Below are 18,580 nucleotides of genomic sequence, written 5' to 3' on the forward strand. Positions count from 1 at the left end.
TTTTGTTTTTTTAAATTGGTGATGTTCTTTATGTGGTGCATTAAATACCCGTTGTGTATAGTTGTCTATACAGGTCATTTGGCGATGTGATTAATGTCACATTTGGTATTGAGTTTACCTCCAGAAATGTGGGCGCAATGGTGGTCGGCTTCAATTAGTTGTCTAGATGACTATATCAGGCTAGTATGAATCAGAATCAAGGGCTTTAGGAAAGAGCAGTAAAATATGATAGACAAACATTCCCCAATTCCAATTTATCTTCAGATAGAGCAGTTGCTTACGGAAAAAATTACCAAAGGTGAGCTGCAACCAGGGGATATGTTGCCATCAGAGCCTGAAATGACCGAACTATACGGCGTTTCAAGGATGACTATCCGTAAAGCCGTTGACTATCTGGTTCGCCAGGGAGTCGTCGAAAGGCAACGGGGAAGAGGCACATTTGTTGCCCAGCCAAGGGCTGAGTTCAAAATGTCTCTTCCGCTGGATAAGCACCTGACATCCAGTGAAGTGGCGGAGTTTATGAATGCCCCTATTCAGAACAAGCTACTTCACCTGTCAAAAGAGAAGGCCGATGAGCAGGTCGCCGAGGCACTGAAAGTGGAAGTGGGCACACCGGTCTGGTATATGACCCGTTTGCGCTTGATCCGGGATGTTCCTTTTGTGTATGAAAGCACACATATGCTTTATGACCCCTTTGAAGATCTGACAGAAGAAGCGCTGAATGGTTCAAAATACCTCTACGTCTCTGGTCATGGACTCGAGATTATGGGAAGCCAGAAGCAGTTAAGAGCAGAGCTGCCGAATCAGGAAGTGCGTAATCACCTTGGACTCAGAAGAGATGAGCCGGTATTGAACGCGACTTCAGTGGCTTTCCTGAAAGATAATATTCCCTTCGAAGTATCAAAGATTTACTACAACCAGGAATACTACACCTTTACCCTGAGCACTGACCGCTAATACTCTCTGGCCCTGATATTCTCTGTCGGGGCCAGCTCTCCCTCTACATGGTCTTTTCCGATTGTTGCATTTTCTGCAATAGTGAATTGGCAATAATAGTGTTTATCTGATGACAGACGTTAAGAGATAATCAAACCTGTTATAACCTCCTTTATAAAATGCTTCTGGATATCTATATGCTTGTTCTCCCGGCAACGTTAAAGTTAATTTTAAGCCGCACACTGCCTCTGACTGTAGGCGTGTTTGCGATGATGCTGGTTCAACTGGTTGATACCATTTTTATTGGTCAGCTGGGTGTGGATGAACTGACGGTGCAGGGAATTACGCTACCATTTAATACAGTGATTATTGGTTTTCAGGTGGGGATAGGTGTAGCCGCAACCTGTATTATCTCCCGTGAACTGGGCAACCGGAACAAAGAGAAGGCGAATGTTACTGCGTTTATCTCTGTGGTATTTGGTATCGCGGCAATCGCTGTTATCAGCCTGCTTTTATGGCTGTTTAAGTCGGCTGTTTTCTCGCTGTTTATTTCCGCGGATACCAGTCCTGAGCATATTACCGGTTTGCAACGCATCTTTGTAAACTACTGGCCTATCTGGCTGGTGAGTGCCATTTCAGGGGCTGCACTTTATCTTATTTCTGCTGTTTACCGTGCCAATGAGGATACAAAGACACCTGGCTTTATCCTTGTCGCGGCCAGTGTCATTAATCTGATTTTGGATCCGATCCTTATTTTTGCTCTGGATTTAGGTATCAATGGTGCTGCGATTGCAACCTGCACGGCGTTTCTGCTTTGTACCGGCTATCTGCTGTTAAAAGCCAGAGGCAAAGACTGGTTTAGTGTTGCCCGGTTTTCAGCCGTGCATCAAAGCTATTTTATTCAGTTGCTGAAAATGACGGCGGTGACCACAATCAACCAGATTTTACCTTCGGTTAGCGCAGTATTAGGCATGTTTCTGATATCCGGCCTTGGCACCGATGCCATTGCATTCTGGAGCCTGATGACCAGAATTGAGACCTTTATTCTGGTGCTGTCTCTGTCGCTGACCATGTCGATTCCGCCGATTGTCGGGCGGTATCTAGGAGAGGGAAATGTCGGGAAGATTTCTGACTTGCTTAGCACCACAGCAAAATTTCTGCTTGGTTTTCACTTTACGATTGCCCTTATCGTTGCATTAGGCTCAGATCAGTTTGTGCCATTGTTGAGTGATGTTCCTGAGTTAAATGCCTGGATGGCATTTGCCTTGCTTATCATCCCTTTCAGCTACGGTCCGCTGGGGCTGTGTATGGTGGTGGTTTCAACATTTAATGCATTAGGATTGCCTAAACGCGCAACGCTCATTTCCTTTATTCGTCTCTTTGTCTTTTATATTCCGGCTATATGGCTGGGTACTCAGGACGGAAGCGTGACAACGACCATTGTTGCAGCAACCGTCGCCAACCTGCTCGCCGGCCTGAATGCCTGGTGGATGCTGAAGAGGCACCTGGAGCCTGAAGCCCAGCCAAGTGACGGGCTTGTAAAGGCATAGCAGGAATCACATCCGCAACAGATTTATTATTTCAGCTGTCTTTTCCTCCACTAAAGCCGGGTCTGCCCGGCTTTCAACATTAAGGCGCACAACCGGTTCTGTGTTGGAGCTGCGCAGGTTAAAGCGCCAGTTATCAAACTCCATGCTCAGGCCGTCGGTGCGGTCAATGTTTATTGCCTCGCTGGAAAAAGTGGCAAATACTCTTTTGATTGCGGTTTGTGGCCTTTTCAGTGTTGTATTGATCTCTCCTGAAGAAGGGTAGGCCTGAATACGGTCTTTTATCAAAGCAGAAAGAGGTTGCTGTTTAAGGCAAACCAGCTCGCTGACCAAGAGCCATGGGATCATGCCGCTGTCACAGTAGGCAAAGTCACGGAAATAGTGGTGCGCACTCATCTCTCCGCCATACACGGCATCTTCACTGCGCATACGTTCCTTGATAAATGCATGACCGGTTTTAGACATTACAGGCGTTCCGCCACGTCCTGCTACGATATCAATGGTATTCCAGGTAAGACGCGGGTCATGGATTATTTTAGCACCCGGATCTTTTTGCAGAAAAGCGTCAGCCAGCAGCCCTACGATGTAATAGCCTTCAATAAACTGACCTTTTTCATCAAACAGAAAACAGCGGTCAAAGTCGCCGTCCCAGGCGATGCCCATATCTGCATTGTGTTTAATCACCGCCTGACTGGTCGCAGCGCGGTTTTCCGGCAGCAGCGGGTTTGGAATGCCGTTCGGGAAGGTAGGATCCGGATTATGGTGGATCTTGATAAACTCAACCGGGACATTCAGTTGCTCAAATTGCTTTTCAAGTGCATCAATCACATGACCGGCAGCGCCATTGCCCGCATTGACAACCAGCTTTAACGGGGTAATGTTTTTCGGGCTGATATAACTGAGCAGGTGTTCTGTATAGCTTTGCAGATTCGATACTTTGCTTAGTGAGCCTTTGACTTCCGTCTGGTTAAACTGATTCTGCTCTGCCAGACGTTTTATTTCATTCAGCCCGGTATCACCACTTATCGGTTTTGCCTGTTCGCGGACCAGTTTCATACCGTTGTAGTTTATGGGATTATGGCTGGCGGTGATTTCAATACCTCCGCAAACATCCATCGACTTAGCGGCGTAGTAAATCTCTTCCGTTCCTGTCATACCAATATCGATAACGTTACTGCCGCCATCCATTAAGCCTTTAGCGACAGCCAGTTTCAGTGCTTCTGAAGTTTCACGGGCATCGCCGCCAACCACCACTGTTTTTGGGGTCAGGTACTGGGCATAAGCCCGGCCAATCCGGTATGCGATGTCTTCATTCAGTTCTTCTCCGAGTTTTCCCCGGATATCGTAAGCTTTAAAGCAAGTGAGATGATTCATTTTTATGTCCCGCTAATAAAAAAGGGGGAGTCAGGCTCCCCAAATGGCTACTACCAATCTGCTTTTTGGCGTTAGTCAGTAAAAATAATGGCCAGAAGCTCTTTCAGAGCCTGGTAAGAGAAGTGTGTTTCGCCAATCTGATAGTTTTGTTCTACTTTGGCTTGTCTCATATCCGCATCCAGAAGGTAGCGGATCGTTTCATCTGCGGCGCGTTTCAGCTGGTCAGCTTCAATGGTTGCCAGTCCCTGCTCATCGGTATTGTGGCTGTTGCCAAGGTCGATGATATTGAACTTGTAGTCGGCAATATCCAGGTCATAAACCGGATAGCGGTACACCGCCATAGGAACTTTGGCAACCAGGCCTTCAAGGAACTGATTTCCCCAGCCTTCAAGTAAGCTCGGGTAGGTGATAATGTCTGCATGGCAGTAAACATCCCAGAGGGAGTAGACTTTCTGTCCGTTTTTTTCACCGCGGGAATGGCCAACCAGGTCATTAATAAACAGCAGTTTAACCTTGAGCTTACGCGCTTTGCTTTCCAGCTTTTCCAGATACTCCGGCTCTTCACACATACCGGCGAACATCAGAATCAGCTGGCTCTCTTCGCTGAAGATCTGGCCGTTGTAGAGGGTTTTGCCCAGAAGCTGCTCTTTTTGTGATGCGATCTGATCGATCAAATCGATGGCAAGCTCTATCCCCTTGCGTGACACAATCCGGGTTGCCTGCAGGAAGATGACATCATGCTCTTTGATATCAAAGCGCTCTCTGAGATCACTGTTATATTCATCCTTCTGCCAGTTACTGCAGTGAAAATCGAACACATTAGGAACCACAGTCGAGTCGATATCGCGACGCTGTTTCAGTTCATTCAGGGCAATCCGGTTGATAACACAGTGAGTGACCAGAGGATGCTTAGGCGGGAACAGAGTGTTAAGCAGTTCTGAAATGCCTTCAGAAGTCGGATTGGAGTACTTAACCCTCTCCCAGTGAAAGTCGTGGTGATGGCAGATAACTCTGGTTTGTGTCGCTTCCACAGCTTTCATCAGACCAGACGCGGCCGGAAGGTGATAGCCCAGAGACCAGATATTGTTCGGGACAATGATATCGATATCGTGCTTCTGGATTACGTGAATTATTCCATCTGCAATGGCATTTGCACGGGAATCAATGGCTTCCAGCAAAACCGCTTCCGAAGAATAGTCTGAACGTTCGACATAGGCGTTATGAATAAACTCATCGTTCAATGGTTCTAAATAGTGAAGTTCAGGGATGAGCTCTGCGTCACAGCTGCCCGAGCTACCCGCAAGGTAGAACACTTTGTGTCCCAGGCTTTCCAGTGCCCATTTCCATTTATCCATTTCTAAAGAAACACCATCGGTTTCTCCTACCCGGAAGTGTGCCAGCAGAATATTCATTTTTATCTGTTCCTATGTTAGTGCCATTCTCTGGTTAGGTAATTTATCCGAAGAATCCTCTGTTATGGGAGAAAAATTGATGATATTTAGCTCAATTAGTGATCATTCTCACGTAAAGTCAAAACCGGTTTCGGTGTATTTTGAAAATGCGATCTAGCGCAAGTTATCGCGCCGATTTTCTGAGTTAGACTAAATTTAGATTCAAAAGTGACCAGTTGGTATAGACAAGTGTCACTTTATTTTTAAATTGGCTCAAAACCGGTTTTGGTGGTTTTGGCAATCATAAAGCGGAAACAGAAATGGCTCTGGAACAAACAAGATTAGAACGTGTAACAAAGGACCTGCAGCAGACTCTTGCGGGTGTTTATTCACCGGAACAGCTAAGTACCCTTATCCCAAGCCTTATGGAAGTGGTTGCTAAGCAACCTTCTTATGAGGGCAAAAAGCAGTGGGTTGATCAGAATGACGTTATGCTGATCACCTACGGTGATTCGATTCAGGAGCAAGGCAAGGCGCCGCTTCAGACTCTGAATGAGTTTCTGAACGACAATGCAAAAGATATTTTATCTGCAGTACACCTGCTGCCGTGCTTCCCGTATACCTCGGATGATGGTTTCTCAGTGGTTGACTACTGGAAGATCAACCCGGATCTGGGTGACTGGGATAACGTTCAGCAGCTGTCCGGTGACTACAACCTGATGTTTGACGGGGTAATCAACCATATTTCTCAGTCCAGTGACTGGTTCCAGGGTTACCTGAAAGGTGAAGAGCAGTACCGTGACTTCTTTACCGAAGCAAATCCGGACCGTGACTACAGTTCAGTTACCCGTCCCCGTGCTCTGCCATTGTTGACCACCTTTGAAACTGCGCATGGTACTAAGCATATCTGGACAACTTTCAGTGAAGATCAGATTGACCTGAACTTCCGTTGCCCTCAGGTGTTCCAGAAGATTGTTGAGCTGCTGCTGTTTTACGCAGAGCAGGGAGCGACATTTATCCGCCTTGATGCCATCGGCTTTATGTGGAAAGAGCTGGATACCCCATGTATTCACCAGCCTCAGACTCACGCACTGGTACAGGCGATGCGTGCGGTTCTGGATGCGGTTGCTCCGCATGTCAAACTGATCACTGAGACCAACGTCCCTCACAAAGACAACATCAGTTACTTCGGTAACGGCGAGAACGAAGCACACCTTGTGTATCAGTTCCCGCTGCCGCCTCTGACTCTGCATACCCTGCAGACAGGCAACAGCTCAAAAATCGTAGACTGGATGGATAGCCTTGAGCCACGCACTGAAAAGACCACTTTCTTTAACTTCCTGGCATCTCATGACGGCATCGGCGTGCGTCCGGTGGAAGGCATTCTGAGCAAAGAACAGGTTGACCATCTGCTTAGCGTGGTTCAGACCAATGGTGGCCGCGTTTCTTACAAAGATAATGGTGACGGCACTCAGAGCCCTTACGAGCTGAACATTAATTACTTTGATGCGATTCGCAATGCAGACGCGGATGACGAGACTAACCTGAACCGCTTTATGGCAGCCCAGTCTATTCTGGTTTCCATGGCCGGTGTTCCGGGTATCTATGTTCATAGCCTGCTTGGCTCTGAGAACGATTTGGAAGGTCTGGAGAAGCTGGGATACAACCGCGCGATCAACCGTGAAAAATTGCTTCGCAGCAAGGTTGAAGCTGAACTGGCTGACCCTGCGACCCGTCGTTCACAGGTTCTGAACCGTTTCAAACAACTGCTGACTATTCGTAAGCAGGAACAGGCATTTGCACCGGGCGCTTCACAGCGTGTGGTGAAATCAGGAGATAAGCTGATCACTTTCGTTCGAGGCGAAAAAGTAGCTGTGGTGATCAATATCTCTGATCAGGTTGTGGAGCTGGACAGCAGTACTCTGCTGGAAGGTATTCAACGCGATCTGATTTCTGGTGAGAGCGCTTCTGGCGTGCTGACCGTTCAACCATATCAGGTGATGTGGCTTAGCTTATAATTATACGAATCCTAATCTTATAGGGATACTTAAAGATGAAACTAAAAACTCTGACTCTTGGTCTTGCTGCGGCGGGCTTAACTCTATCAAGTGTTGCACAGGCAACAACGGTTGAATTCTGGACAACTCTGACTCAGTCAGACCGTATGCAGACAATCGAAGTGATGGCGGATGTGTTTGAAGCACTAAACCCTGGCATTGACGTTAAGGTTGTAGGCGTAGACGAAAACGACATTCCTAAGCAGATTGCAGCGGCGGCGGCAGCGAACACTCTGCCGGATATGATTGAAGTGGGTTCTAACCTGTCTCTGGCGTTTGCTGAACAGGGCATTGTTGACCTGGATGCAACCACTGACGTAGTGAACAAACTGGGTAAAGAGCGCATCTATAAAGGTGCTCTGAAGATGATTGAAGATCCACAAAACCATAAGTTTGTTGCGGTTCCTTACCGTGGCTGGGTTCAGGGTATCTGGTACCGCGCTGACTGGTTTAAAGACGCGGGTCTTGAGCCACCAACAACCTGGGAAAACATCGAAAAAGCAGCTAAGTACTTTAATAAGCCTGAAGAAAACCAGTATGGCATCCTGATCGGTACTAAAGCAGACAGCTTTGCTGAGCAGGTTTACACACAGTTTGCGCTATCTAACGATGCTGCTCAGTTTAACAAAGACGGTGAGCTGGTATTTAACTCAAAAGCACAGAAAGAAACTCTGGACTTCTATAAAAATCTTTCTGAGTTTACACCACCGGGCCCACAAACCTGGCGTGCACGTGACTACTACCTGCAGGGCAAGCTGGCGATGTTCTTCTACTCCACCTACATCATGGATGACATCGCACTTGCAGAAGCGGCAGCTAACTCTCTGAACAGCGAGAACTTTAAAGATCTGAAAGGCGCGGCATTTGATCCGAATCTGGCGAAAAATACCCGTCTGGCAACCACTATCACTAAGACGTCACCTTCTACCTTCGGTACGCTTGTTGGTTTCTCTATCATGAAGAACGACAACAAAGACGAAGTGGAAGCTACTAAGGCGTTTATCGAGTATCTGAATGAGAAAGATCAGGTGGTGGCATACTCTCATATGGCACCTGGCGGTCACCTGCCAATGCTGCGTGATATCGCTGAAGATGAAGAGTTCCTGAACGATCCTAAGGGTATCTTTAACCGTTACGGTAAAGAGTCTATCAAGGAAATCATCGCGGGCTTCGACAACATCAAAAACTTCTCTGTTGTTGATGGTAAGGCGTTCCCTAAATCTGGTGAGATTTTCTCCAAGCAGATCATTCCACGTATGGTTTACAGCGCGGTAATCGAAGATCAGGATTCAGCTAAGTCTCTGGACTGGGCAGAAACTGAGATGCAGAAAGTTATTGCTGAATAACTCTCGAATAATTGAAAAAACTTAAAGCGGAGCGCTTTAGCTCTTGGTTCCTCCCCTTTTGAAGGGGAGGCTAGGAGGGGTTAACTCCACAGGCCTAAAATGGTTCTGAGCTACTGATTAATTTCGGTGGGTTTAACCCCCTCTAACTCCCCCTTCAAAAGGGGGAGAACCGGTCCGCAAAGCACCTCCAAATTAAGAAGGAAATATCCATGACTCCATTAGAGAGAGCAGAAGCTCGGTTTGGTTGGAAACTGGTGGCTCCCACACTAGGCATTATCGGGCTTCTGATACTCTATCCAATCGTTTTTAACGTCTACCTGAGCTTTTTTGATGTAAAGCTTAACGGTGACAAAACTTTTATCGGGATTGAAAACTACGCCAAGCTGCTTTCGAACCCTGACTACTACTCATCCATTGCCACTACCACCGTTTATCTGATTGGTACTGTTGCCGGTACCACGCTTTTAGGTCTGGCTGTTGCTCTGTTGATGAAAAATCCGTTTAAAGGTCGCGGCCTTGTGAGTGCCGCGATTCTGATGCCTTATTTTGCACCGGTTATCTCGGTTGTATTCGGCTGGCAGTTCCTGTTCGATCCTGTGAACGGTGTATTTAACTGGCTGATGGTGGATGTGCTGCATCTGCTGGATACCAGAACCAACCTTATTGGTGAGCCGGATACAGCGGTTTGGGTGGTGATTATCTTTGATGTGTGGAAACACTTCCCGATCGCTTACCTGCTGATTTTGTCAAAACTGACTTCTATTCCCAAGGATCAGTATGAAGCAGCAGCTATCGATGGCTATGGCCCGATCGGACGCTTCTTCCACGTTACTCTGCCGGAAATTTACTTTGTGCTGGCAACGGTTGTGATACTTCGCCTGATCTGGAACCTGAACCGTTTTGAAGATGTATTCCTGTTGGCACCAAATGTAGAGACCCTGCCAGTATTTACCTACTACCAGGCGTTTACCGGTGTTATCGACCAGGGTCTTGCTGCGGCGACCTCTGTTATCCAGTTCGGCGTGCTGTGCGTACTGATCTGGTTCTATGTGAAGAAAATTCTTAAGTGGTAAGTGATTATGTTAGGTAAATCAACTATTAAAGGACGCATTGGGTTCGTACTGGCTATCACGCTGCTGGTTAGCTTCTGCCTGCTGCCATTTGCCCAGATTTTGTCTACTTCTTTAAAGCATCAGTTTGACTGGGGTAACCCGTCTCTGATCCCTCAGGTGATTAATCTGGATGCGTACAAAGAGCTGCTGGGGCTGACAGAGCAGAAGGAGATCGAAATCCCGCCTGCTATTCAGAAAGTACTGCAAAACCCTAAGCTTTCTCAGGCGAAGAAAGATGCCATTATGGCGAAATACACAGCCGATGCTGAAGATGTATTCCCATTTGGCCGCTTTATGCTTAACAGCTTCGGGCTTTCGGCAGGTGCGGCACTGATATCCATGATATTTGCGGTGATGGGCGCCTATTCCATCAGCAGGCTGCGCTTTAGCGGTCAGGTGGTGGTGCAGCGTTCAGTGCTCTTTGTCTACATGGTCGGTGGCGTACTTCTGATGGTACCTCTGTATCAGATGGCGGTGAATGTAGGCCTGGCAAGCAGCATGTGGGGCAGTGTGCTCTGTCTGTTTGCAATCTATATCGTTCAGACGCTGCCTGTAGCTCTGTACATGCTGGGTAACTACTTCCGTACTATTCCGTTTGCCCTTGAAGAGGCGGCGATGATGGACGGTTACTCCCGTAAGGAAGCGATCTGGAAGGTGGTACTGCCACTGTCGCTGCCGATGCTGGCAACGGTATTTATGTACTGCTTTATTATCGGCTGGAACGAATACCTGTTTGCTTCTGTATTCCTGAAACAATTTAAAGAGTTCTATACATTGCCGCTGGCTCTGCAAGAGCTGTTTGTATCGAAAAACGCAATTTGGGACCGAATTATGGCAGCGTCTATGCTGACCCTGGCTCCAATCTTTGTCTGCTTCTTATTCGCAATGCGTCATATGGATGGCGGTAAAACTGATGGCGGTGTGAAAGGTTAATATTATGGCTTCTATTTCATTAAAAAATATCGTTAAAAACTATGGTGATACCAAGGTTGTTAAGAACATCAGCCTGGATATCGAAGATGGTGAGTTTGTTGTTCTTGTTGGTCCATCTGGCTGTGGTAAGTCAACGACTCTGCGCATGATAGCCGGCCTTGAGCAGGCAACATCCGGTGAGATCACCATTGGTGATCGCGTGGTAAATGATGTTGAACCTCAGCACCGTAATATCGCCATGGTATTCCAGAACTATGCACTTTATCCGCACAAGACAGTGGAAGAGAACATTGTGTTTGCACTGCGTCGTCTGAAAATGGATGAAGCGGAAATTCAGCGTCGTCTTCAGGAAGTTTCCAAGATGCTTAAGCTGGAAGAGTATCTGAAGCGTAAGCCGGCAGACTTGTCAGGCGGTCAGCGTCAGCGTGTTGCCATGGGGCGCGCAATTGTGCGTGACGCTGACTGCTTCCTTTTCGATGAGCCTTTGTCGAACCTGGATGCGAAACTGCGTAACCACATGCGCACTGAGATCGCTCAGATTCACAATAACTTTGGCCGCACCAGCGTGTATGTTACCCACGATCAGGTGGAAGCGATGACTCTGGCTGACAAAGTGGTTGTGCTGCGAGACGGTATTATCGAGCAGGTTGGCTCTCCGATGGAGATCTTCCTGAATCCGAACAATATCTTTGTGGCTACCTTTATTGGTTCACCTTCCATGAACATCCTTGATGGCCGCCTGTTCAACGATTACCTGCAGCTTGGTGACTACAAACTGCCGCGTAATCTGCTGTCCAGTGTTCACTTTAAAGATGAAGTGGGTGAAGAAGGTATGGCGGTTAAGGTAGGTATCCGTCCGGATTTCTTTAACGATAAGAACTTCTTTGCAGAAAGCGGTACGACGTTTAACTTTGACCACATCCAGATTGATCTGGTTGAGCCGATGGGCTTTGACAAAGAGGTACTGTTCCAGCTTGGTGGCGAAAACGTAAAAGCACGTCTGGACCTGCGCTCGGAAGTGCAGCGCGGTGAAAAGATGGAACTGCTGGTGGATCTGTCCCGCGTGCTGGCGTTTGATGTGGAGAGTGAAGAGCGTATTTAAGTAAATAACGTCATTCCTGCCTTCGCAGGAATGACGTTAAAATGGAGTTTTCACTTTTTCGAATAAACATAGAAGGTTACACTAACTGTCCCGTATCAGAGATAAGCAGTTGGCAACGGGCCTGAGGTAACGAGTACAGAAATAATATGTCGATAAAAAAACTAGCAGAGCACCTGAACCTTTCAAAATCCACGGTTTCAAGAGCACTAAACGGATATTCAGATGTAAATCCGGAAACGCGGAAAAAAGTGATGCAGGCGGCGCAGGAAATCGGATACCGCCCAAACCCTACAGCCAAAAGGCTGGCTTCGGGTAAGTCACGTAATGTGGGTATTATTCTGCCAGCTAACCCGCGCATGTTTGTCTCACCTGCCTTTTCAAAAGTGCTGGCCAGCACCTCAGAGTTCCTCGCTAAACACGATTACCAGCTAATCGTTACCACCCTCGCCGCATTTCAGGACGAAACTAAGGTTTACTCAGACTTTATCAGCAGCGGCCTGATTGACGGCCTGTTTGTGATGCGTATTCGCCAGAATGATCCACGTATTGCCATGTTAAATGAGAAGGGCTTTCCTTATGTTTGTCACGGGCATGACGAAAGCTTTGACGAAGCCAGCTTTGTTGACGTGGACAACGAGAACGCCTTCTATCAGCTAACCAGGCGTCAGATAGAAATGGGCCATAAGCAGATAGCTTTCCTGGATGCCCCGCTGGAGCTGAATTTCTCCCGGTCACGTAAGCGAGGTTATCTGAGAGCAATAGAAGAAGCCGGTCTGATTGCAGACCCAAGGCTGTTGCTCAATGGTGAACTGATTGAAGAGGCCGCACTAAAGATGGCCAAAGAGGTACTTTCTCTGGCAAAACGTCCTACTTCCATCCTTTGTGCAGACGACATCATGGCTCTGGGTACCATTGCAGCCTGTGAAGAATTGGGCTATCAGCCGGGAACCGATATTGCCATCGCCGGTTATGGTGACTATGAATTAAGCCGATATAGTAAGCCCTCAATTACAAGTTTGCGATATGACACTCATGCTGTGGGGGAAGAAATGGCTAAACTGATGCTGAATAAATTGGAGCGTCGTAATTACGAAGCCAAGAACTGGTATCAGGCAGAGATTATTGCTCGTCAGTCTGATGTGATCGATCTGGAATAAACCTGTCAGAAGACAGGTAGGACATAATAATGATAGAAAAAAGAATAAAAGACATTCAGAGCTCGGCTTTAGGTTTTGGATGCTGGGCCATGGGCGGCACCTGGAATAACGTTTCTGACAGAGAATCCATCAACGCTGTGCGTTCAGCGATTGATCTGGGAATTAACTTTTTTGATGTTGCGCCTGTGTATGGTCTGGGACATGCAGAGACCGTACTGGGACAGGCGCTTGAAGGCATTGACCGTTCAAAGGTGGTTATCGCGACCAAGTGCGGCCTTGTGTGGGACAGTAATAACAAGGTAACCAATAACCTGACTCCTTCCAGCCTTTTCCAGGAAGTGGAAGAATCTCTGTCACGACTCAAAACCGACTACATCGACCTTTACCAGGTGCACTGGCCGGATCCGAATGTACCGATTGCCGAAACGGCAAAAGCGCTGGCTGAACTGAAGCGTCAGGGAAAAATCCGTCATGTGGGTGTATCAAACTATTCGCTGGATATGACCAGAGAAATGATGGAAGAAGTGGAAGTGGCCACCTTCCAGGGACTGTACAACTTACTGGAACAGAACCCGGACCATTACCACAATATCCCGCTGCAGTATAAAGCGCGCGATGAGGCTCTGCCTTTCTGTAAAGAGCACGATATGAAGTATCTGCCATACTCACCTTTGATGCAGGGCTTGCTAACCGGAACACTCAAGCGCTCCGGAAACTGGGATGAAAAGGATGACCGCAGCAACAACCCTAAGCTGAATGGTGAAGCCTTTGAACCTTACTTCAACTGTGTAGAAGAGCTAAAAGTGCTGGCAAAAGAAGCCAACATTCCGCTGGCACACCTGGCAATTCACTGGCTGGTGGCTCAGGATGAAATCGGACCGGTTATCGCCGGAGCGCATACGGTTTCTCAGGTGAAAGATAACGCCGCGTTTATGCAATCATCTGCCAGTGCTGAACTGCTTAAACGAGCAGAAGAGATCGTGATTAAGTGGGATCTCAAATAATCTGACCCTCCTTAATTCGGCCCCGGCGTGACAATTCACTGCCGGGGTTTTTATTTTCATATGCGAGATAAACTCAGAGTAAGTTATGTTCGTGTCAGATCTCATGATCACAAGACCGGTCTGGTCACTCAGAAGATCATAAAGTACTTTCCTGATACAGAGTGTATTTATTTCTGTAATGAGTACATACACATTTGATATAATAATATCAATCAGTCGTTATTTTTGGTCTATATTGATATGGTTATGTCATTTAAGTCAACAAGTCAGATATCCAAAGAACTTGCTGCCAGCCTGAAAAAAAAGCGCATCTGGATGAAGCATAGCCGGGACAAAGCGGCTGAGCTTTCCGGGGTTCCGGCTCCTACTATCCGGAGGTTTGAAGACACCGGAGAGATTTCATTTCGGCAACTACTGATGCTGACTCAGGTGTATGGCGATCTGTCCTGCTTCGAAGATATCTTTAGCCTGCCTAAAGCCCGAACTATGGATGAACTGATTAAGATGAAAGGAGGAGAACGATGAAGATCTTATCTGTTTTCTATCATGGTGATCCAAAAGAAAAGTCCATTTATGTCGGTCGACTTGCCTATGACGATAGTCGTGGATACTTTGAATATGACAGTGATTTTCTGAAAAGAGGCCTGCCTCTTTCTCCATTTCAACTGCACCCTCATGATCAACTGCAGGAAGCTAAGAGAGAGCCTTTTAACGGGATTCAAGGCGTCTTTAATGACTCTCTTCCTGATGGCTGGGGGCTTTATGTAATGGATAAGCACCTTCGAAAAAAAGGTGTTGATATCGATTCATTTACTCCAGTAGACCGTTTGGCATATATCGGAGACAGAGCCATGGGGGCTTTGTCTTATCAGCCGGATGAAGGAATAAAGTTATTTGATACTCAAGGTAAGCATATAGATCTGGATGGATTGGCTAAAGAGTCGATAGAGCTGTACACCGGTGAAACGGAAGAAGTGCTTAATCACCTGGCAATTAACGGCACGCCATCAGGTGGTGCCAGACCGAAAGCACTGCTTGGGATAAATGGAGCGGAAACTATCTATGGTGCATACGATCTAGAACCAGGATTTGAACATTGGATAGCGAAGTTTCCGACAGGTACAAGCCCAGAAAAGAAATCAGAAGGTTCAATTGAATATCTGTACTCTCTTATGGCAAAGAGAGCGGGGATCGACTTTCCTGAAACCAGGCTGGTCTCAGGAACAGATGACAATGCATACTTTCTTATCAAAAGGTTTGATCGCTTGAGTGATAACCAACGCGTGCATATGCATACTCTGGCAGGATTGGTTAATGCTAATTTCAGAGTCCCGGATTTTACATACGAAAGCCTGTTTAATGTATGTAAAGCAGTGACTAAATCGCATGCAGAGGTGAAAGAGTTATTCCGGAGAATGTTGTTTAATGTGATAACCGGTAACCGGGATGATCATACCAAGAACTTTTCGTTTCTGATGGATGAGAAGGGAGCCTGGAAGAACTCACCAGCTTACGACATCACGTTTAACCCAGGTATTCAGGGTGAGCACTCAATGCTTGTTGGCAATTCAGGAAAAAATGTCTCTTGGGACGATATTAAGTATTTAGCCAATGTTGCGGATATAAAAGAAAAAGAGGCGCGTATTGTTGCTGATGAAGTGATTACATCAATAGAGCTCTGGAGAGCTGAAGCTAAGCACTTTAATGCTCCTCTAAGCCTCATTTCTGATATATCACAATATATTGAAAAGCAGTTAAAGCGTTTGTAACCCACTTCACATAGCAAAACCTGACTTAGTTCAGCTAAACTCTATTGATAAGTTGATAAAACAACCAGAGCTTACTTACTTTCCATCAGTGACTGAAGGAGATGAGATGTCAGACAAGTCAGAAAAAGAAGTACCCGTTCGCAGAGATGATTTGATTGTCAGTAAGACTGATCTTAAAGGCGATATTACTTATGCGAACCGTACCTTTATGAGAATTGCGAACTACTCAGAACAAGAGCTGCTTGGTGAACCGCACAGCATTATTCGCCATCCGGATATTCCGAGAGGCGTGTTTTACGGTATGTGGAAAGCCATTAAGTCTGGTAAAGAGTTTTTTGGCTTGGTGAAAAACTACACATCAGACAAAAATTATTACTGGGTATTTGCCAATATCACGCCTGATTATGAGAACGGAAAAATGATTGGCTTTTTTTCGGTACGTCGTCATGCACCAAAGGCGGCACGTAAGATAATAGAGCCGGTTTATCAGCAGATGCTGGAAATGGAAAAAGGGTTACCGGCAAATACCGCCCCGAAAACTTCCTGGAGCTGGGTTGAAGAGCTGATCCGGGAAAATTATCAGCAGGAATATGAGGAATTTATCCTGAAACTGTACCAGAAGCACTGTGATGAAGATTAACCCGGAAAGCCCGGCACCGGCAGTAAACTCTTTCCGGCTCAATCTCTGATTGCAGCGGTTTGCTATTAAGCGATAGTATAAGGCCTCTTTTATTGTAAAAAATTTCGTTATGTCAGATGAAAAACTGGCGCTAGAGTGGATGCGCCAACAAGCTTGCAAGATTGATCCATACCTTGAAGACCCTTCATTTGAGGATTGTGTTGAAAGGATTGGCCCTGCTTTTAAAAAGGGAAAAAGTGTCGCTCAACTGAGATTTCTGCTGGGTGAAGCCGATCGCCGGGCTGGTGCGGCAGAACGCAAGCATGCTGCTCTAAAATTTGCCAAAGAAAAAAGCCCGAATGCCGGGCAGATTCTGCGCCTTCAAAGCAAACTTCAGCGAGTTGAACTGGCACTGAAATTAGCAACGGGTGACAGCAACATGACCATATCTCAGTTCTGCGCGGAGTATGACGTAAGCAAGCGGGACGGCAACACAGCGTGGCATGAAAAACTGGTTCAGCAGAATAAGAAAAGGTAACTCCCCCCTTTGTCCTTAACCCGGCTTCAAATAGATAGCGGTAGCCTCGCAACCCGAGTTTGATTAGAGGCTACCTGTGTTTTTTTACTTCATTGACTGGGCAAATTCGTTAAAGAACTTGTCTTCACCAAGCGATTCTTATACCAAAAACATGATCTAGCCAGAATTCTTTCCAACATAATCCACAATAGAGAATATTTTCCTCCTTTTAGTGAAAATTAAAGCAAATAAGGAAAAAAACATCTATGACAAAATTCGTATAGTGTAGCCACTGATTTGAAACCACAGCAGCCTGGTATCCGGCGTACCCTGCCAACTGCTGGCGGTAATGTTTTCTGGTTCCTGAAAAGCAGGAACTAAGTGGCTAAGGTATAAATATGAAAACTGAACTTTGGAATAAGTTTACCCGTATAGTAAAGAGAGATGTGGCTCCAGCATTGGGATGTACAGAGCCTGTATCTGTCGCGCTGGCTGGCGCAATAGCTATGCAAAAGTTGACTGGAGAAGTTAAAGCCATCGCAGCGTATGTTTCGCCGAATCTTATGAAAAATGGTATGGGTGTAGGGATTCCTGGTACAGGTATGGTGGGACTACCAGTCGCGGCTGCTATTGGTGTGATTGCGGGAGATGCTCATGCTGGTCTTGAAGTGCTTAAGGATATTACTCCCGCAGATGTTACCAAAGCGAAAGCGCTTCTGGAGCAAGGTTGTGTTTCAGTCGAGGTAGCTGATGTTAGTAGTGTGATTTATGCAAAAGTAGTTGTAGGCAATGGCGAAAAGTGTGTTTCGGTGACGATTGCAGACAGCCACACGCATGTCGTTTCTATTGAGGAAGATGGCATCACCACCTTTACCGATAGCACAAAAAATGATGCACCTGAGAAACCTGAAACCGATTTAATGCATGGTGCCTGCCTCGCGGATATCTATGATTTCGCCCTGAATGCGCCACTGGAACAAATAGAATTTATCGAGCAGGCCTATCAGCTAAACGATGAACTTTCCCGTGAAGGTCTGGAACGTGAATACGGCCTGCAGATTGGTGCCACTTTTAAGCGTAATGTGGAAAGAGGGCTGCTGGCGGAAGGTTTAATGACCAACATTCTTTGCCGTACTTCTGCAGCTTCAGATGCCCGCATGGATGGCGCGATGAAACCAGCTATGAGCAACTCCGGCTCCGGTAATCAGGGGATCGCCGCAACCATGCCTGTTGTAGTAGTGGCAGAACATCTGAACCTAGAAAAGGAACAGATGATACGAGCACTAATGCTTTCACACCTGACAGCTATCTACATTAAGAGCTACCAGAACAAACTATCTGCGCTTTGTGGTGCAACCACTGCATCTATGGGGGCTGCAGCTGGGATGACCTGGCTGATGGGAGGAAACTTTACCCAAATTAGTTACGCTGTCGGCAGCATGATAGGTGATATCTCCGGCATTATTTGTGACGGAGCGAAGTCTAGCTGTTCAATGAAAGTCTCCTCATCAGCGAGTGCTGCATTCAAGGCTGCGCTAATGGCTCTGGATGGAATCCGCGTGACCGGAAATGAAGGCATTGTGTCTGACTGTGTGGATCAATCAATACGTAATCTTTCTGCATTGGCCAACGGTGCCATGACGCAGACTGATGTCCAGATCCTGGATATCATGGTAAGTAAATAACTCTCTTTTTTAAAAAACAAACATAATCTGG

Annotated in this window: 16 protein-coding genes; 14 read left to right on the forward strand and 2 right to left on the reverse strand. The window is 46.6% G+C overall.

The features are described 5' to 3' along the window. Positions 1-225 precede the first annotated feature (225 nt). Positions 226-957, forward strand: coding sequence for a GntR family transcriptional regulator (locus tag L3Q72_RS20685; RefSeq protein ID WP_275132443.1), 732 nt, complete (start codon positions 226-228; stop codon positions 955-957). Between the two features lie 176 nt (positions 958-1,133). Beyond that, positions 1,134-2,486: an MATE family efflux transporter gene (locus L3Q72_RS20690; RefSeq protein WP_275132444.1), complete on the forward strand. Its 1,353-nt coding sequence runs from the start codon at positions 1,134-1,136 to the stop codon at positions 2,484-2,486. A 6-nt stretch (positions 2,487-2,492) separates the two neighbouring features. On the opposite strand, the gene L3Q72_RS20695 is transcribed toward L3Q72_RS20690, so the two are convergent. Both L3Q72_RS20695 and L3Q72_RS20700 read right to left on the reverse strand, forming a co-directional pair. Further along, complete coding sequence (locus tag L3Q72_RS20695; RefSeq protein ID WP_275132445.1) at positions 2,493-3,857, reverse strand: phosphomannomutase CpsG; 1,365 nt, start codon at positions 3,855-3,857, stop codon at positions 2,493-2,495. A 71-nt stretch (positions 3,858-3,928) separates the two neighbouring features. Continuing rightward, positions 3,929-5,269, reverse strand: coding sequence for a glycosyltransferase family 4 protein (locus L3Q72_RS20700; protein ID WP_275132446.1), 1,341 nt, complete (start codon positions 5,267-5,269; stop codon positions 3,929-3,931). Between the two features lie 299 nt (positions 5,270-5,568). Between L3Q72_RS20700 and L3Q72_RS20705 the strand changes: the two genes are divergently transcribed. The 12 genes from L3Q72_RS20705 to L3Q72_RS20760 all read left to right on the forward strand — a co-directional run bounded on the left by L3Q72_RS20705 (position 5,569) and on the right by L3Q72_RS20760 (position 18,549). Next, complete coding sequence (locus L3Q72_RS20705; protein ID WP_275132447.1) at positions 5,569-7,266, forward strand: alpha-amylase family glycosyl hydrolase; 1,698 nt, start codon at positions 5,569-5,571, stop codon at positions 7,264-7,266. Positions 7,267-7,301: 35 nt separating this feature from the next. Next, positions 7,302-8,651: an ABC transporter substrate-binding protein gene (locus tag L3Q72_RS20710; RefSeq protein WP_275132448.1), complete on the forward strand. Its 1,350-nt coding sequence runs from the start codon at positions 7,302-7,304 to the stop codon at positions 8,649-8,651. Between the two features lie 209 nt (positions 8,652-8,860). Then, a complete protein-coding gene (locus L3Q72_RS20715) occupies positions 8,861-9,724 on the forward strand; it encodes a sugar ABC transporter permease (RefSeq protein WP_275132449.1) in 864 nt (287 codons plus the stop codon). Positions 9,725-9,730: 6 nt separating this feature from the next. Beyond that, a complete protein-coding gene (locus L3Q72_RS20720; protein ID WP_275132450.1) occupies positions 9,731-10,696 on the forward strand; it encodes a carbohydrate ABC transporter permease in 966 nt (321 codons plus the stop codon). Positions 10,697-10,700: 4 nt separating this feature from the next. Beyond that, a complete protein-coding gene (ugpC, locus tag L3Q72_RS20725) occupies positions 10,701-11,798 on the forward strand; it encodes a sn-glycerol-3-phosphate ABC transporter ATP-binding protein UgpC (protein ID WP_275132451.1) in 1,098 nt (365 codons plus the stop codon). Positions 11,799-11,944: 146 nt separating this feature from the next. Beyond that, complete coding sequence (locus tag L3Q72_RS20730; RefSeq protein WP_275132452.1) at positions 11,945-12,955, forward strand: LacI family DNA-binding transcriptional regulator; 1,011 nt, start codon at positions 11,945-11,947, stop codon at positions 12,953-12,955. A 29-nt stretch (positions 12,956-12,984) separates the two neighbouring features. Further along, positions 12,985-13,959, forward strand: coding sequence for an aldo/keto reductase (locus L3Q72_RS20735; RefSeq protein WP_275132453.1), 975 nt, complete (start codon positions 12,985-12,987; stop codon positions 13,957-13,959). A 246-nt stretch (positions 13,960-14,205) separates the two neighbouring features. Beyond that, positions 14,206-14,484 carry an XRE family transcriptional regulator gene (locus tag L3Q72_RS20740; protein ID WP_275132454.1) on the forward strand — a complete coding sequence of 93 codons (279 nt, stop codon included), beginning with the start codon at positions 14,206-14,208 and terminating at the stop codon, positions 14,482-14,484. Then, a complete protein-coding gene (locus tag L3Q72_RS20745) occupies positions 14,481-15,728 on the forward strand; it encodes a type II toxin-antitoxin system HipA family toxin (RefSeq protein ID WP_275132455.1) in 1,248 nt (415 codons plus the stop codon). The genes L3Q72_RS20740 and L3Q72_RS20745 overlap by 4 nt, the downstream gene beginning before the upstream one ends. Before the next feature lie 106 nt (positions 15,729-15,834). Continuing rightward, positions 15,835-16,368, forward strand: a complete 534-nt coding sequence (locus L3Q72_RS20750) for a PAS domain-containing protein (RefSeq protein WP_275132456.1) — start codon at positions 15,835-15,837, stop codon at positions 16,366-16,368. Between the two features lie 109 nt (positions 16,369-16,477). Beyond that, complete coding sequence (locus tag L3Q72_RS20755; RefSeq protein WP_275132457.1) at positions 16,478-16,885, forward strand: hypothetical protein; 408 nt, start codon at positions 16,478-16,480, stop codon at positions 16,883-16,885. A 377-nt stretch (positions 16,886-17,262) separates the two neighbouring features. Further along, positions 17,263-18,549, forward strand: coding sequence for an L-serine ammonia-lyase, iron-sulfur-dependent, subunit alpha (locus tag L3Q72_RS20760; protein WP_275132458.1), 1,287 nt, complete (start codon positions 17,263-17,265; stop codon positions 18,547-18,549). Positions 18,550-18,580 lie beyond the last annotated feature (31 nt).

Origin of the sequence: Vibrio sp. JC009 (genome assembly GCF_029016485.1) — a bacterium.
Taxonomy (GTDB): domain Bacteria; phylum Pseudomonadota; class Gammaproteobacteria; order Enterobacterales; family Vibrionaceae; genus Vibrio.

Excerpts from the sequence above, each read along its gene's own strand:
- L3Q72_RS20685 (WP_275132443.1), top strand. The coding sequence starts at position 226 with ATGATAGACAAACATTCCCCAATTCCAATTTATCTTCAGATAGAGCAG.
- L3Q72_RS20690 (WP_275132444.1), top strand. The coding sequence starts at position 1,134 with ATGCTTGTTCTCCCGGCAACGTTAAAGTTAATTTTAAGCCGCACACTG.
- L3Q72_RS20695 (WP_275132445.1), bottom strand. The coding sequence starts at position 3,857 with ATGAATCATCTCACTTGCTTTAAAGCTTACGATATCCGGGGAAAACTC.
- L3Q72_RS20700 (WP_275132446.1), bottom strand. The coding sequence starts at position 5,269 with ATGAATATTCTGCTGGCACACTTCCGGGTAGGAGAAACCGATGGTGTT.
- L3Q72_RS20705 (WP_275132447.1), top strand. The coding sequence starts at position 5,569 with ATGGCTCTGGAACAAACAAGATTAGAACGTGTAACAAAGGACCTGCAG.
- L3Q72_RS20710 (WP_275132448.1), top strand. The coding sequence starts at position 7,302 with ATGAAACTAAAAACTCTGACTCTTGGTCTTGCTGCGGCGGGCTTAACT.
- L3Q72_RS20715 (WP_275132449.1), top strand. The coding sequence starts at position 8,861 with ATGACTCCATTAGAGAGAGCAGAAGCTCGGTTTGGTTGGAAACTGGTG.
- L3Q72_RS20720 (WP_275132450.1), top strand. The coding sequence starts at position 9,731 with ATGTTAGGTAAATCAACTATTAAAGGACGCATTGGGTTCGTACTGGCT.
- ugpC (WP_275132451.1), top strand. The coding sequence starts at position 10,701 with ATGGCTTCTATTTCATTAAAAAATATCGTTAAAAACTATGGTGATACC.
- L3Q72_RS20730 (WP_275132452.1), top strand. The coding sequence starts at position 11,945 with ATGTCGATAAAAAAACTAGCAGAGCACCTGAACCTTTCAAAATCCACG.
- L3Q72_RS20735 (WP_275132453.1), top strand. The coding sequence starts at position 12,985 with ATGATAGAAAAAAGAATAAAAGACATTCAGAGCTCGGCTTTAGGTTTT.
- L3Q72_RS20740 (WP_275132454.1), top strand. The coding sequence starts at position 14,206 with ATGTCATTTAAGTCAACAAGTCAGATATCCAAAGAACTTGCTGCCAGC.
- L3Q72_RS20745 (WP_275132455.1), top strand. The coding sequence starts at position 14,481 with ATGAAGATCTTATCTGTTTTCTATCATGGTGATCCAAAAGAAAAGTCC.
- L3Q72_RS20750 (WP_275132456.1), top strand. The coding sequence starts at position 15,835 with ATGTCAGACAAGTCAGAAAAAGAAGTACCCGTTCGCAGAGATGATTTG.
- L3Q72_RS20755 (WP_275132457.1), top strand. The coding sequence starts at position 16,478 with ATGTCAGATGAAAAACTGGCGCTAGAGTGGATGCGCCAACAAGCTTGC.
- L3Q72_RS20760 (WP_275132458.1), top strand. The coding sequence starts at position 17,263 with ATGAAAACTGAACTTTGGAATAAGTTTACCCGTATAGTAAAGAGAGAT.